General features: G+C 72.3%; 2 protein-coding genes and 1 pseudogene. All 3 read right to left on the minus strand.

The genetic code is table 11. The features are described 5' to 3' along the window. The coding region (locus tag LPA41_RS43480) for an SDR family NAD(P)-dependent oxidoreductase (protein WP_374238281.1) at positions 1 to 5,323 on the minus strand (5,323 nt) is incomplete at its 3' end. A gap of 15 nt (positions 5,324 to 5,338) precedes the next feature. Then, positions 5,339 to 9,775, minus strand: a pseudogene (locus LPA41_RS43485) (SDR family NAD(P)-dependent oxidoreductase); the annotation flags it as partial. Further along, entirely contained in the window at positions 9,664 to 16,986 is a 7,323-nt protein-coding gene (locus LPA41_RS40560; protein ID WP_229076820.1) for a type I polyketide synthase, read from the minus strand. The gene LPA41_RS40560 and the pseudogene LPA41_RS43485, both read right to left, overlap by 112 nt. Between the last annotated feature and the right edge of the window lie 29 nt (positions 16,987 to 17,015).

The raw sequence follows: 17,015 nt of genomic DNA on the forward strand, positions 1-17,015 counted from the left end.
CCTGCCACTCGACCGGCTCAGTCAACAACTCCACCGCACCCGACTCCCAATCCACCTGCGGAGTCGGCTCATCCACATGCAACGTGCGCGGCATCACACCATGCCGCATCGCCTGCACCATCTTGATCACGCCGATGGTGCCCGCGGCTGCTTGCGTGTGCCCGATATTCGACTTCACCGACCCCAGCCGCAACGGCCGCTCACGGTCCTGCCCATACGTAGCGAGAAGCGCCTGCGCCTCGATCGGATCACCCAACGTCGTCCCCGTGCCGTGCGCCTCCACCACATCAACCTCGGCCGGAGCCAAACCGGCGTTGGCGAGAGCCTGCCGGATCACCCGCTGCTGCGACGGACCATTCGGCGCCGTCAAACCGTTCGACGCACCATCCTGATTCACCGCACTACCGCGAACCACCGCCAGCACCGGATGACCGTTGCGCTGCGCGTCCGAGAGCCGCTCCACCACGAGCATCCCCACACCCTCGGACCAGCCCGTACCATCCGCCGACGCACTGAACGACTTGCACCGGCCGTCCGGCGCGAGGCCGCCCTGCCTGCCGAACTCGCGGAGCGTGTCGACGGTGGCCATCACTGCCACACCGCCGACCAGCGCCAGGGAGCACTCCCCGGCGCGCAGTGACTGCCCGGCGAGATGCAGCGCCACCAGCGACGACGAGCACGCGGTGTCGAGCGTCATGGCCGGGCCCCGCAGGCCGAGCGCGTACGCGATGCGCCCGGACAGGACGCTTGTCGCGCTGCCGGTCAGCAGATGGCCGCCGACGCCCTGTTCCGCACCGTCGAGGCCGGAGCCGTACCCGAGGGCGGCCGCACCCACGAAGACGCCAGTCTCGCTGCCGCGCAGCGCGCCGGGGTCGATGCCGGCGCGTTCCAAGGCCTCCCAGGACGATTCCAGGACGAGTCGCTGCTGCGGATCCATGGCCAGGGCCTCGCGTGGGCTGATCCCGAAGAAGTCGGCGTCGAAGCCGGCGGCCCCGGGCAGGAACCCCCCGGCCGTGGTGTAAGCGCCGGCCTCGTCGAGGCGCCATCCGCGGTCGGTGGGCAGCGGCCCGATCGCGTCGCCGTCCGCGGCGAGCAGCCGCCAGAGGTCGTCCGGGTCGTGGATCTCGCCGGGCAGCCGGCACGCCATGCCGACCAGCACGATCGGGTCGGTGTCGTCCGGGCGCGGCGCGGTGGCCGCCTCGGCCGCGCCGGTGCCGCCCAGCTCGGCGTGCAGATGTGCGGCGAGTGCGGCCGGTTCCGGATGGTCGAAGACGACGGTGGACGCCAGTGACAGGCCGGTAGCGGCGGTCAGCCGGTTGCGTAGCTCGACCGCGGTCAGCGAGTCGAACCCGGCGTCGTGAAAGGCACGCCCGGCAGCCACCTCGTCGATGCTCCGGTGCCCGAGCACGGCGGCGGCCTCCTGTCGGACCAGGTGCAGCAGGGCGTCGAGGCTGGTGGACACGGCTGCGGCTGGACTTCCGGCCGGCGCCGGCGCGGGGGCGGCCAGCCCCTGCAGCAGCGGGCTACGGCGCCGCGCGGTGAAAGCGGGAAGGAAGCGATCCCAGTCGACGTCCGCGACGGTGACGACGGTGTCGTCCCGGCCGACCGCGCCGGCCAGTGCATCGAGGGCTGTCGCGGGCGGCATCGGGACCAGCCCGCGGCGGCTCAGCTCACCGGCCGGTGCGTCACCGGTCATGCCCGCGTCCCAGGGCCCCCACGCGATCGCGGTGGCGGCCTGACCGCGGCGTCTGCGGTCCTCGGCGAGCGCTTCGAGGGCCGCATTGGCGGCCGCGTAGGCAGCCTGCCCACCGCCACCCCAGGTGCTGGCGATCGACGAGAACAGGACGAAGGCGTCCACGTCCGGCAGCGCCTCGGAGAGGTTGACGGCTCCCCTGACCTTGCCGGCCATCACCTCGTCGATCTCGCCGGCGCTGAGTTCGTCGAGTGGGGTGAGGTGGGCGACCCCGGCCGCGTGCACCACGGCGTGCACCGGCTCGTCCAGGGAGTTCAGCAGGTCCTGCACCGCGCCCCGGTCCTGCACGTCGCAGGCCGCCACCGTGACGCGGGCACCGCGGGCGGCGATCTCGTCCCGCAGCGCGACCGCACCGGGCGCCTCCAGGCCACGGCGGCTGACCAGCACGAGGTGATCCACACCGGTGGCCCAGCGCGCGACGGCCCCGCCGAGTGCACCGGTCCCGCCGGAGATCAGCAGGGTGCCGGTCGGCTGCCACGGCGCCACCGGCGTGTCGTCGGCGGGGACGAGGCGCCGGGCGTGCACTCCGGTGTCCCGTACGGTGATCTGATCCTCGGCACCGCCGAGTGCGGCGCAGAGGCGGTCGTACGCCAGCTCGTCCGGCTCCTCAGGCATCTCGATCGACCCACCCCAGCGGGTGGGCTGTTCCAGAGCGACAACCCGGCCGAAACCCTGAACAGCAGCCTGGGCGGCACCTGATCCCCAGGTGACACACCAGACCGGCGCGTCCGCACGACGTACCGCGTCGAGCAGTTCGGCGGGGTCGGTGGGGCAGCAGAGCACCCCGGCGACCGGACCGTCACCGGCGACGGCCAGGCCACGCCCGCGCAGCGCGTCCGCGAGGCCGGGCGGGACGCGCCAGGCGCCGGCGGCAGGCGTCACCGGCAGGTCCAGGGGCGTCCAGTCGACTCGATACCGCAGCCCCGTGCCGGGAGCGGCCGGCAGGATGGGCCAGAAGCGCCGGCGCTGGAACGCGTACGTGGGCAGTTCGGCCGGGATGCCGGCGGCACCCAGACAGCCGGGCCAGTCCACGGCCACGCCGCGGACGTGCAACCCGGCCAGCGCCGCCATCAGGCTTTCGTCGTCCGCGCCTTCCTTGCGCAACGCCGGCACGAAACCGGCCTCCGGGTCGGAGACGGTGTCCTGGGCGAGAGCGGTGAGGGTGCCGTCCGGGCCCAGTTCGAGGAAGGTACGGGCACCCGTCGCGTGTGCCGCGCCGACCGCCTCGCCGAAACGGACCGCGTGACGCACCTGGCGTACCCAGTACTCCGGGTCGGTGGCCTCGGTCAGCAGGGAGCCGGTCAGCGTGGAGATGATCGGCAGCCGCGGCTCGTGCAGCTCGACCGAGCCGACGACGGCACGGAAGTCGTCGAGCATGCCGTCCATCCGCGCCGAGTGGAACGCATGGCTCACCCGCAGCCGCCGGGTTTTGCCGAAGCGCGCAGCGACCGCGGTGACGGCCTCTTCGTCACCGGAGAGGACGACCGCCCGGGGACCGTTGACCGCGGCGACCGAGACGCCCTCGGTGAGGAACGGGACGATCTCTTCCTCAGCGGCCGACACGGAGATCATCGTTCCGCCGGCCGGTAGTCGCTGCATGAGCTGCCCACGGGCCGCGACAACGGCTGCCGCGTCCGGCAGGGACAGCACCCCGGCGACATGCGCGGCGGCCAGCTCGCCGACGGAGTGTCCGAGCAGGCAGTCGGGGGTGATCCCGTACGACTCGAGCAGCTGGTACAGGGCGACCTCGAGCGCGAAGAGGGCGGGCTGGCTGTACTCGGTGCGGTCGAGCGCGGCGGCGTCGCCGTTGACCACCTCGGCGAGCGGACGGTCGAGGTTCCGGTCCAGTTCCGCGCAGACGGCGTCCCACGCGGTGGCGAAGACCGGGAAGGCCGCATGCAAGGGCCGCCCCATGGCGAGGCGCTGGGTGCCCTGACCAGCGAAGAGCGCGGCGAGCCCGCCGGGTCTGGCGATGCCGCGGATTCGGCGGTCAGCCAGACGTGCCTCCCGATGCTCCAAGTGGGAGCGGGTGGTGGCCAGCGCGCGGGCTACGGCGACGGGATCGGCGCCGGCGGCCAGGTGGGCGTCGAGCCGGTCGCCTTGGGCGTCGAGGGCCGCCGCCGAGTGACCCGAGAGCAGCAGGACCGGCCGGGGCGGCGCAGCGGCGGGCGCAGCCTGCGGCATCTCCGGCGCCTGCTCCAGGATGACGTGTGCGTTGGTTCCGCTGATACCGAACGAGGAGACGCCGGCCCGCCGCGGCCGGGCCCGCTCCGGCCAGCCCACCGCTGAGCTGGGCAGGGTGATGGCGCCGGATGACCAGTCCACGTGCGACGACGCGTGGTCGACGTGCAGCGTCGGCGGGACGATGCCGTGCCGCATGGCGAGCACCATCTTGATGATCCCGGCGACGCCGGCTGCCGCCTGGGTGTGCCCGATGTTCGATTTGATCGAGCCGAGATGTAGCGGTGTCCCGCGGTCGCGGCCGTAGGTGGCGAGGAGCGCCTGCGCCTCGATCGGGTCGCCGAGCGTGGTTCCGGTGCCGTGGCCCTCGACCACGTCGACCGCGTCCGGAGTGAGGCCGGCCGCGGACAGGGCCTGCTCGATCACCCGCTGCTGCGCGGGACCGTTGGGCGCGGTGAGCCCGTTGGAGGCGCCGTCGGAGTTCACCGCGGAGCCGCGGACCACCGCCAGAATTCGGTGACCGGCGGCGAGAGCGTCGGAGAGCCGCTCGACGACGAGCACGCCCGCGCCTTCCCCCCAGCCCGTGCCGTCGGCAGCGTCCGCGAAGGCTTTGCACCGCCCGTCCGGCGCCAGTCCGCGCTGGCGGGAGAACTCGATGAAGACACCCGGGGTGCAGGTCACCGTGACGCCACCGACGAGTGCCAGGGAGCATTCGCCGGACCGCAGCGACTGGCCCGCCAGGTGCAGCGCGACAAGCGAGGACGAGCAGGCGGTGTCGACCGTGACGGCCGGCCCCTCCAGACCGAAGGTGTAGGCGATGCGGCCGCTGAGCACGCTGGCCGAACTGCCGGTCGCGATGTGACCGCCGACCGGGTCCTCCGAGCGCAGTAGGACTTGGCTGTAGTCCTGGCCGTTGGTGCCGGCGAAGACGCCGGTGCGGGACCCGCGCAGCGACCGCGGCGCGATACCGGCCCGCTCCAACGCCTCCCACGCGGTCTCCAGGAGCAGCCGCTGCTGCGGATCCATCGCGAGGGCCTCGCGCGGGCTGATGCCGAACAATTCCGGGTCGAAGTCGGCCGCGCCGTGCAGGAAGGCACCCTCGGCGACGTAGGAGGTGCCGTCGTGTCCGGGGTCGGGGTGGTAGAGGCCGCGCAGGTCCCAGCCGCGGTCGGTGGGGAAGCCGGTGACCGCGTCGACACCGTCGACAAGCATCCGCCACAGGTCTTCCGGTGTGTCAGCCCCACCGGGGAAACGGCAGCTCATCCCGACGATCGCGAGCGGATCACCGGCAGCGTGCGCCGTGCCGGCGACCGGGGTGGGCCGATCGCCGCCTGCCTGCTCGCGCAGGAACTCCGCGAGCTGGGCGACGGTGGGATGGTCGAAGATCAACGTGGCCGGCAGGGTCAGCCCGGTACGCGCGGCGAGCCGGTTGCGTAGTTCCAGCGAGGTGAGCGAGGTGAAGCCGAGATCCTGGAAGGAACGGTGCGGTGACAGGGTGGCCGGGGAGTCGTGTCCGAGAAGTGCGGCCGCCTCGCGGCGGACCAGGTCGAGGGCGAGCGCCGGGTCCGCAACCGGGCGCACCGGCTGCGCGGCGGCGGGATCAGCCGCCCGGTAGGCCTCGGGCAGGTCCCGGACCAGCGGCTGCGGTTCGGCGGTGGCGATCCGGGTCCAGTCGAGGTCGACCACGACCAGGGTGGTGTCCTGCGCTTCGACGGCCTGGTCCAGGATCCGGACGGTGAGCGCCGGGTCCATGGCCCGCAGACCAAGCCGGGCGAAGGTGTCCTCGACGTCGCCCGCCCCGATGCCGCCTCCGGCCCAGTGGCCCCAGGCGACGCTGACCGCGGGCAGGCCGGCGGCCCGGCGGTGCTGCGCGAGCGCGTCGAGGTAGGCGTTGCCAGGACCGTAGCTGCCCTGCCCGGGTACACCGAACAGGCCGCCGATCGAGGAGAAGAGCACGAACGCCTCGAGGTCGAGGTCCCGCGTCAGCTCGTGCAGGTTCGCCGCGGCCGTCACCTTGGCCTGCAACGCCCGGTCGAGTTGTTCCGGCGTAAGCCGGTCGATCAGGGCGTCGTCCAGCGCCGCCGCGGTGTGCAGCACCGCGGTGACAGGCCGGTGACCGGGAACGCCGGCCAGCAGATCGGCCAGCTGCCCGCGGTCGGCGGCGTCGCAGGCGGTGATGGTGACCTCGGCGCCGAGGGCGGTCAGCTCGTCGGCCAGGGCTGCGGCGCCGGGCGAATCCGCGCCCCGCCGGCTGATCAGAAGCAGGTGCTCGGCACCGTTGCGAGCCAGCCTGCGAGCGACGTGCGAGCCGAGGGCGCCGGTGCCGCCGGTAATCAGGGTGGTGCCACGCGGGGCGAAGCGTGCCGGTTCGGCAGCCGTGCCCCAGGGTGCCCGGGTCAGCCGCCGGGCATACACACCGTCGGCGCGTACGGCCAGCTGGTTCTCCTGATGGGTACCGGCGAGCACGCCGCGCAGCCGGGCGGCGGCGGTATCGTCGAAGGCCGCGGGCAGGTCGACCAGGCCACCCCAGCGGTCCGGGGCCTCGGCACCGAGGACACCGCCGAATCCCCAGGCCAACGCCTGGCCGGGGGCGGCGACCGCATCGCCGGCGCCGGCCGCGACCGCGCCTCGGGTGGCGATCCAGAGCGGAGCGCGCACCCCGGCGTCGCCCAGGGCCTGGGCCAGCCGGACCTGCATGCCAAAGCCGGCCGGCACGGCGGGACCGTCCGGCCCGGCGTGATCGTCGAGGGCGAGCAGGGACAGTACTCCGATCGGCGCTTCACCGGCGGTCACGGCGGCGGCGATCTGTTCCCGGTCGTCGCCGGGGCCCACCAGGACAGTACGGGCGTCCGGTAGCAGGTTCTGCTCCAGGCCGGCGGGCGCGACCACCAGCCAGCGGTCCGGGAGAGCGGCGTCGTCCGGGATGTCGACCGGCCGCCAGCCGACCCGGTAACGCCAGGTGTCGGTATCCGGGCCATGCCGCTCCGGTCGGGCGGCGTCCAACCAGAACCGCCGGTGCTGGAACGCGTATGTCGGCAGCACCGTCCGCTGCGGCTCGCGGCCGGCGAACACGGCGGCCCAGTCGACGGTGATGCCGTGAGCGAACGCCTCCGCGACCGACAGCGCCAGGCGGCGTGCTGCGTCCTCGTCGCGGCGCAGCGTGCCGATCGCGGCGGCCGGGCTGCCGGCGCCGATGAACGTCTCGGCCAGCCCGAGGGCCAGCGCGGGGTGTGGACTGGACTCGATGAACGCCAGGTAGCCGTCCCGCAGCAAAGAACGGGTAGCGGCGTCGAACCGTACCGTGCCACGCAGGTTGCGGTACCAGTAGCCGCCGTCCAGGGTGTCGCCGTCGACCCGGTCCCCGACCGTCGCGGAGTAGAAGGGGATCGTCGACGGCCCGGGACTGAGGCCGGCCAGGACCCGTCCGAGCTCGTCACGAATATCGTCGATGTGCGCCGAGTGGGCGGCGAAGTCGGTGCCGGGCACCGCCCAGCGCATCACTCGAGCTCGGGACAGCTCTCGTTCGAGGTCGCGGAGGGCGTCCGCGTCCCCGGAGACCACCACTGAGCGAGGGCCGTTGACCGCGGCGATGGACAGCCGTTCCCCATGACCCCGGATGCGTTCCCGCACGTTGTGCTCGGTGTCGACGACGGACAACATGCCGCCGCGGCCGGCGATCGCCCGCAGCGCCCTGCTTCGCAGTGCGACCACGCGCGCCCCGTCGTCGAGCGTGAGCGCCCCGGCCACGCAGGCCGCGGCGATCTCACCCTGCGAATGACCGACCACGGCTGCGGGGTGTACGCCGTACGAGCGCCACACCCGGGCCAGTGAGACAAGCACCGCCCACAGGGCCGGCTGGACAACGTCGACGCGGTCGAGGCCCGGCGCGCCGGAGGTCTCGCGCAGCACACCTGTCAGGGACCAGTCGACATATGGTTCGAGAGCACGGGCGCAGTCGCGGATGCTTTCGGCGAAGACCGGCGACACGTCCAGCAGGCCTGCTGCCATGCCGGGCCAGTGCGAGCCCTGGCCGGGGAAGACGAACACCGGGCCGGGCCCGATGGTGGCCGGAGCCGTGCCGCGGACCAGTGCCGGCGTGGACTCGTCGGCGATCAGGGCGCTCAAGGCGGAGCGGAGCTCGGCCGCATCGTCGGTGACCACCGCGGCACGGTGGTCAAGTTTGGCGCGGGTGGTCGCCAGCGACCAGGCCACATCGGCCGGTGCCGCGTCCGGGGTGGCGCCGAGATGCTCGAGGAGCCGGGCGGCCTGGTCGCGCAGTGCTTGCGGAGTCTTGCCGGACAACACGTAGGGCAACCGCCCGGACGGCTGCGCCGGTCCGGGTGCGGGCTCGTCGGCGGGCGCCTGCTCGACGATGACGTGGACATTGGTGCCACTCATGCCGAAGGAGGACACACCGGCCCGGCGCGGTCGCCCGGTAGACGGCCAGTCCCGACCGGAGGTGAGCAGCTCGACCGATCCCTCGGTCCAGTCGATTCGCGGCGACGGCTCGGCGGCGTGCAGGGTGGGCGCGAGCCGGCCGTGCCGGATTGCCATCACCGTTTTGATCACCCCGGCCACACCGGACGCGGCCTGCGCATGCCCAAGGTTCGACTTCACGGTGCCGAGGTAGAGCGGCTCGGTGCGGTCCTGGCCGTACGTGGCCATCAGCGCCTGTGACTCGATCAGGTCGCCCAGGCGGGTGCCGGTGCCGTGCGCCTCCACCGCGTCGACCTCGACGGCGGACAGTCCGGCGTCGGCGAGCGCCCGGCGGATCACCCGCTGCTGGGACGGGCCGTTCGGGGCGGTCAGCCCGTTGGAGGCACCGTCCGAGTTCACCGCAGACCCGCGGATCACGGCGAGCACCTGATGACCGTGCCGGCGTGCGTCGGAGAGCCGTTCGAGCAGCAGCACACCGACGCCCTCGGACCAGCCCATCCCGTCCGCGCCGGCGCCGAACGCCTTGCACCGGCCGTCGCGGGCGAGGGCGCCCTGCTTGCTGTACTCCACGAACGCCCCGGGAGTGGTCATCACCGTCACGCCGGCCGCCAGGGCCTGCGTGCACTCGTCGTTGCGCAGCGCCTGCACGGCGAGGTGCAGCGCGACCAGCGAGGACGAGCACGCGGTGTCGACGGTGACGGCCGGCCCTTCCAGGCCGAAGGCGTACGCGACCCGGCCGGAAAGGATGCTGCTGGCGCTGCCGGTTCCCAGGTGCGCCTCGACCCCTTCGGGCACCTCGCCCAGACCCGCCGCGTGGTTGTGGTACATCACGCCGGCGAACACGGCGATCTGCCGGCCGCGTACCGATTGCGGGTCGATCCCGGCCCGTTCGAACACCTCCCAGGAAGCCTCCAGGAGCAGCCGCTGCTGCGGGTCCATCGCCAAGGCCTCGTGCGGTGAGATCTTGAACAGCCCCGGGTCGAAGTCCGCCGCGCCGGACAGGAATCCACCGGCGCCGGTGTAGGTGGTGTCCGGCCGGCTCAGCGCCGGATCGACCACGTTCGGGTCCCAGCCGCGGTCCGCCGGGAACGCGTCGATCGCGTCGGTGCCGCTCTCGGCCAGCCGCCACAGGTCCTCCGGCGAACCGACACCGCCGGGATAGCGGCAGCTCATCGCCACCACCGCGATGGGCTCGCGCCGCTTCTCCTCGATCTCACGCAGCCGGTCACCGGTCGCGTGCAGCTCGGTGGTGACCTTACGCAGGTATTCGCGGAGCCTGTCCTCGTTCGCCATCAAGACCTGCCGAGTTTCTTGTCGATGAGATCGAAGAGTTCGTCGTCGGAGGCGCTGTCGATCCGGTCGGCCACGGCCGGCTCCACGGCCGCCCCGGCCACCTCGTTCCATCGGGTGACCAGCGCGTTGAGGCGGGTGCCGACCTCGTGCCGTTCGTCGTCGCCGGTGATCGGCATCCGGGCGAGTGCCGCCGCCAGCCGCTCGATCTCGGTGAGCACCGACGGCCCGGTCAGGGCTGGGGTGAGCAGCACGGCAAGCTCGGTCGCGAGCGCGTGCGGGCTGGGATGGTCGAAGACGGTGCTGGCGGACAACCGCAGTCCGGTCGCCGCGTCCAGCCGGTTACGCAGTTCGACGGCGGCGAGCGAGTCGAAGCCGAGTTCGCTGAACGCGTCCCGCTCGCCGATCGTGCCGGCGTCGGCGTGGCCCAGCACGGCCGCCGCCTCGGTGCGGACCAGCGCGGTCAGGGCCGGCACACGTTGCGCCGGGTCCAGTCCGATCAGCCGCTCGGCCAGTGCGCGTCCGTCACCGACCGGCCTCGTGCCGGTACGGCGCCGGCGATCTGGGACCAGGCTGCGCAACAGTGCCGGGATCCGGTCGGCCGCCGACCGTCTGCGCAGCGCCGCACGGTCCAGTCCGACGGCGACCGTGGCGCCGTCACCGAACCGCAGAGCCGCGTCGAACAGGGCGAGCGCCTTCTCGTCGGTGAGCGGGACCACCCCGCCGCGCGCCATGCGCCGGCTTTCCGCGCCGTCGAGCCGACCGGCCATGCCGCTGCCCGCCCACGGCCCCCACGCCACCGACGAGGCGGCCAGCCCTTGCCGGCGGCGGTGCTCGGCAAGGCCGTCCAGGAACGCGTTCGCGGCGGCATAGTTCGCCTGCCCCGGCGAGCCAACGGTCCCGGCCAGTGACGAGAACAGCACGAACATCGGTACGTCGCCGGCCACCTCGTGCAGCAGCCAGGCGCCGTCCGCCTTGGGCCGCAGGACGCCGGTCAGCCGCTCCGGGGTCATCGCGTCGAGCACGCCGTCGTCGAGTACGCCGGCCGCGTGGATCACGCCGGTCAGACGCTGCCCGGAGACGGCCTCGGCCAGGCTGGCGCGGTCGGACACATCGCAGGCCATGGCCGTCACCTGCGCGCCGAGCGCGGTCAGTTCCGCAGTGAGCGCATCTGCACCGGGTGCTGCCGGGCCGCGTCGGCTGAGCAGCAGAAACCTTCTCGCGCCGTGGGCCGCGAGATGCCTGGCAACGGTTCCGGCGAGCGCACCACCGGCTCCGGTGATCAGGACGGTGCCGTCCGGGTCGGCGAGCCGAGGTGCACCAGCGCCGGCGGCCGGCCTCAGCCGCGGCGTGTGGATCTCACCGGCCCGTACCGCCATCTGGTCCTCGGCCAGACCCAGGCAGCGGGTGACCGCCTCGTCGGAGGCGTTTGTCACATCGATGTCGATAAGCATGAACCGGCCCGGGTGCTCGGACTGGGCGGTGCGCACCAGACCCCAGACGGCGGCGTGAGCCGGGTCGGTGCCGTCGGTCGCGCCTCGGGTCACCACCGCGAGTGTGCCCGCGGCCGTGACGTGTTGCCGCACGGCCGCCAGCACGGCCGCGGTCGCCGCGTGCGTGTCGGCGACGACATCGCCGGTGCCGGCGGCGACGTCGTATCGCGTCACCTCGCCATCCCGCGCCTCCGGCGCGGCCGGCGGTTCCCAGACCACCTGGAGAAGCCCGGTCTCCGAGTCGGCCGGCGCCGCCGCCGGCACGGGGCGGACCAGCAATGAGCCGACGGTGAGCACCTGCTGCCCGGTCTCGTCCATGAGCCGCAGCGATCGACCGGAACCGGCGGCCGCCAGGTGCACCCGGGCGACGCGTCCGGGGGTCCCGGTCAGCGTCACGCCGGTCCAGGCGAACGGCATGCCGGCCGCGTCACCCCCGGCACCGGCGGCGAGCGCGTGCAGGGCGGCGTCGAGCAGCGCCGGATGGATGCCGTAGCCGGCGGGGTCGTGCTCGTCGGCGAGAGCGACCTCCGCGTACACATCGTCGCCGTGCTGCCAGACCTGCTGCAGGCCCTGCAGCGCGGGTCCGTAGGTGAGGCCCCGGGCGTCCAGGTCGTCGTAGACCGCGCCGACGTCGAGTGCGGCAGCGCCGGGAGGCGGCCAGGCGCCGGCTGTCTCGGCGTCGACCGACACCGCACGGGTCAGTGTGCCGGTGGCGTGCGTGGTCCAGTCGGCATCGTCATAGCGGGCGTGCAGCCGGACCTCGCGGCAGTCGGGGTCGGCGCCCTGGGTGCTGGTGACCTGGATCCACACCGTGCGGCCGGCGGGGAGCGGCAACGGCGCCTCGACAGTGAGTTCGGCAAGCGCGCCGTGTCCGGTGTGCTGTCCCGCGTGCAACACCAGCTCGACGAGAACGGCCGCGGGAACCAAGACAGTTCCCCGGACGACGTGATCGGCCAGCCAGGGGTACGCGTCGGAGGACAGCCGGCCCGTGAGCAGCAGTTCGCCGGAGTGGACGGACCGGACGGCGGCGGCGAGCATCGGGTGCTCGGCGGGCTCGAGTCCGAGGCCCTGGGGGTCAGTCATGCGCAGGCCGTCGTCGAGCCAGTAGCGCTGGTGTTGGAAGGCGTAGGTGGGCAGTTCGATACGCCGGGCACCGGGGAACACCTTCACCCAGTCCGGGCCGGCCACCGCCAGCGCCTTGACCAACGAGTCCGGCTCGTCACGGCCCTTACGGATCGTGGGCAGACACACCCCGTCGACGTGAGCGGTCAGCGCACCCGACGGGCCCACCTCGACGAAACGGGTCACCCCGGCGGCACGCATCGCGGCCAGGCCGTCGGCGAACCGGACGGGCTGGCGGACCTGCCGCACCCAGTACTCCGGGTCCATCACCTCGACACCGACCGGCTCACCGGTCACATTCGAGATCCAGCCCAACGACGGCATCTCGAAATCGATGCCTTCCAGGACGGCGGCGAAGTCCCGCAGCATCGGCTCCATACGCGCCGAATGGAACGCATGACTGACCCGCAACCGCCGCGTCTTGTCGAACCCGGCCGCCACCGCCAGCACGGCATCCTCATCACCGGAGATCACCACCGCCTGCGGGCCGTTGACCGCCGCGATCGACACCCCATCAACAAGCCGCGCGATCACCTCGTCCTCGGTCGCGGCGACAGCCACCATCGCCCCACCCGACGGCAGCGCCTGCATCAGACTGCCTCGGGCCGCGACCACCTTCACCGCATCCGCCAGCGACCACAGTCCGGCCACGTGCGCGGCGGCCAGCTCACCGATCGAATGCCCCAGCAACAGATCCGGGCGCACCCCCCACGACTGCAACAACCGGAACGTGGCCACCTCAACCGCGAACAACGCCGCCTGAGTGAACCGCGTCTCGTCCAGCCTCGCGGCATCGATATCGAACCCGAACGCCGCGACCACCTCGTCATACACGGCCGCGAAAACCGGATACGCCCGATACAAGCCCTCACCCATGCCGGCGAACTGCGCACCCTGACCCGGGAACAACACACCCAGCTTGCCGTCAGCCACCCGCACGACATCCAACGGCGCCGACACATCAGTCACCACAGCCCGATACGGCAACAACGCCCGCGTCGTAGCCAACGAGAACCCGACATCAACAGCATCAGCATCCAACACGGCCAACCGCTGCACCTGCGCCGCCAACGCCTCCGCGGACTTCGCAGAAACCAGCCACGGCACCGGCCCCTGATGCGGCACCCCGGACGGGAGCTCCGGTGCCTCCACACCCGGACCCTGCTCCAAGATCACGTGCGCGTTCGTGCCACTGATCCCGAACGATGACACCGCCGCCCGACGAGGTCTGTCCTGCACCTGCCACTCGACCGGCTCCGTCAGCAGCTCCACCGCACCGGCCGACCAGTCCACGTGCGGGGTCGGCTCATCCACATGCAAGGTGCGCGGCATCACACCGTGCCGCATCGCCTGCACCATCTTGATCACACCAGCCACACCGGCCGCGGCCTGCGTGTGCCCGATATTCGACTTGACCGAGCCGAGCCGCAACGGCCGGCCGTCCCGGTCCTGCCCATAGGTGGCGAGCAGTGCCTGTGCCTCGATCGGGTCACCCAGTGTTGTACCGGTGCCGTGCGCCTCCACCACATCGATCTCGGTCGCAGCCACACCGGCGTTGGCGAGGGCCTGCCGGATCACCCGCTGCTGCGACGGACCGTTCGGTGCCGTCAGGCCGTTGGAAGCACCGTCCTGGTTCACCGCCGAACCACGAACCACGGCCAGGACCGGGTGACCGTTGCGCCGCGCGTCCGACAGCCGCTCCACCAGCAGCATGCCCACACCTTCGGACCAGCCGGTGCCGTCCGCGGAGGCACTGAACGACTTGCACCGGCCGTCGAACGACAGACCCCGCTGACGACTGAACTCGGCGAACGTCGTCGGCGTGGCCATCACCGTCACACCACCCGCAAGCGCCATCGAACACTCACCCGAGCGCAACGCCTGCACCGCCCAGTGCAGGGCGACAAGCGACGACGAACAGGCGGTATCCACCGTGACGGCAGGACCTTCCAGCCCGAACGTGTACGCCACCCGACCCGACGCGATACTGCCGTTGTTGCCCAGCCCGATGAACGCCTCCACCCCAGCCGGAACATCCACCGGACGAGCCGCATAGTCGTGGTACATCAAGCCGGCGAACACACCCGTCGACGAACCCCGCAGAACAGCCGGATCAATACCGGCCGACTCGAACGCCTCCCACGACGCCTCCAACAACAACCGCTGCTGCGGATCCATCGCCAAAGCCTCACGCGGACTGATCCCAAAGAACGCCGCATCAAACTGCGCCGCATCGTGCAGGAAACCACCCTCGACCGTGTCCGAACGGCCGTCAGAACCCGCATCCGCACCATAGAGATCCCGCAGATCCCACCCCCGGTCCCGAGGGAACGGCGTGATCCCGTCCCCACCCCGAACCACCAGATCCCACAAACCTTGCGGCGAACTCACCCCACCCGGATACCGACACGACATCCCCACGATCGCGATCGGCTCGTCTTGCGGCGTCCCGGTGACGACGGTGAAGTCCCTGCCGGCAGCGGGTTCCCCGGTCAGGTGACGGGCGAGCGCTGCCGGGGTCGGGTGGTCGAAGACAAGGGTGGCGGGAAGCCGCAAGCCGGTGGCCGTACCGAGCCGGTTGCGCAGCTCCACCGCGGTCAACGAGTCGAAGCCCAGGTCCGTGAATGCCTGGTCCGCGCCGATGGCGTCCGCGCCACCGTGGCCGAGTACCGCGGCGGCCTGCTCACGCACCAGTGCCAGTGCGGCTTCCGTGCCCGCCGGCCGCCCCCGGTGTGCCGCCGCCGCTCGTAGCCGTGAGTCCGGCACCAGCGTGCTCAGCAAAGGCACGACCGGGGCGTTCCGCCGAAGCACCGGCAGGTCCAGTTCGATCGGCACGAGCACCGGGCGGTCGCTCCCGAGCGCGGCGCCGAACGCGGCAAGCCCGCGGTCGGCGCTGAGCGGCGGGAATCCGGCCCGTGCCATACGAAGCCGCTCGGCCTCGCCGGCCATGCCGAGGGTCCAGCCGCCCCAGGCGAGGGAGAGCCCGGGTAGTCCCCGGCTCCGGCGGAACACCGCGAGTTCGTCCAGGTACGAGTTGGCGGCCGCGTAATTGGCTTGGCCTGCCGTGCCGAAGAGACCGGCGGCCGAGGAGAAGAGGACGAACATGTCTAGATCGAGGTGTTCGGTCGCCCGATGCAGGTTCCAGGCGCCGTCCGCTTTGACCCGCATGACGGCGTCGAGGCGTTCCGGCGTCATCGCCTCGAGCACACCGTCGTCCAGGACGCCTGCCGCATGGACAACGCCGGTCAGGTTCGGAATGCGCGCGACGAGCGCTTCGACCTGAGCCCGGTCGGTCACGTCGCAGGGGTACGGGCCGCTGCGGCTCACCGGGACCACGTCGGCCCCGCGAGCGGTCAGCCACTCGCACACGGCGGCGCCGAGCGCACCGGTGCCACCGGTGACCAGCACGGTGCCGGCCGGAACGGGACGTCCGGGCCCAACGGCGGAAACCAGGCGGGGCACGCGTACGGAGCCGTCACGAACCACCACCTCGGGTTCGCCGTCCGCGACCAGGATCTCGCCATCGGTGTCGACGAGTACGAACCGGCCGGGATGCTCCGACTGCGCCGACCGCACCAGCCCGCGTACCGGCGCCTGTGCCAGGTCTCCGCTGATCACGACGGCGAGCTGTCCTTCGCCTGCCACCGCCTCCTGGAGCCGAGCCAGCACCTCGGGGAGGGTTCCCGCCCGGTAGACCTCACCGTCGAACGGCACGGCCACCGCCGGAACCAGGTCGACCGCGAACAGCGGTGCGCGCCGTGACACTGGCACGGTGGCCGACCGCAGGTCGAGCGAGTCGACGGTGACCATGGCCCGGCCGGTCTCGTCCGCCAGCAGCAATGTGACGCCGCTGCCGGCCCGGGTGATGCGGACGCGGGCGGTGGTGGCCTGGCCGGACAGCACTTGGACACCGCTCCACACGAACGGCAGCCGGGCGTCGCCGTCGCCGTCGCCGTCGAGCAAGGGGATCGAATGCAGGGCGGCGTCGAGAAGAGCGGGATGAATCCCGTAACCGTCCACACTGGCGTTCAGAGCAACCTCGGCGTAGACGTCGCCGCCCCGCCGCCATGCCCGGCGCAAGCCACGGAAGATGGGGCCGTACCGGAGCCCGGTCTCGGCGAGGTTGTCGTACCAGCCGTCCAGAGGCACCTCGTCGGCGTCCACCGGCGGCCAGTCAGCCAGCGGCATGTCGCCGGTCGCCGGGGCGGCCACGGCGAGAGTTCCAGTGGCGTGGCGGATCCAACCGTCGTCCGAGGCGGAGTGGAGCGTGACGGTCCGCCGGCCGTCCGGGTCCACCGGGGAGACGGTGATCTGGACGTCTCCCGGCAGGGTCAGGGGCCGTTCGATGGTGAGGTCGTCCAGCAGGCCGCAGCCGAGCCGGCGACCGGCGTGCAGCGCGAGCTCGACCAGGGCGCTGCCGGGCAGGACGGTTGCTCCGTGCACGAGGTGGTCGGCCATCCACGGATGGGCGACCGGGTCAAGGTGACCGGTGAAGAGTGTGTCGTCCGAGCGGGCGGCGGTCACCTCGGCGCCGATCAGCGGATGGCCGCCGGGGCGAAGACCGGCGGCACTCAAGTTTCCGGCGAGGTCGGGGCGTCCGGTGGGCCAAAAACGCTGGTGTTGGAAGGCGTAGGTGGGCAGTTCGATACGCCGGGCACCGGGGAACACCTTCACCCAGTCCGGGCCGGCCACCGCCAGCGCCTTGACCAACGAGTCCGGCTCGTCACGGCCCTTACGGA

It is taken from the genome of Actinoplanes sp. DH11 (assembly GCF_020873875.1).
Taxonomy (GTDB): Bacteria; Actinomycetota; Actinomycetes; order Mycobacteriales; family Micromonosporaceae; genus Actinoplanes.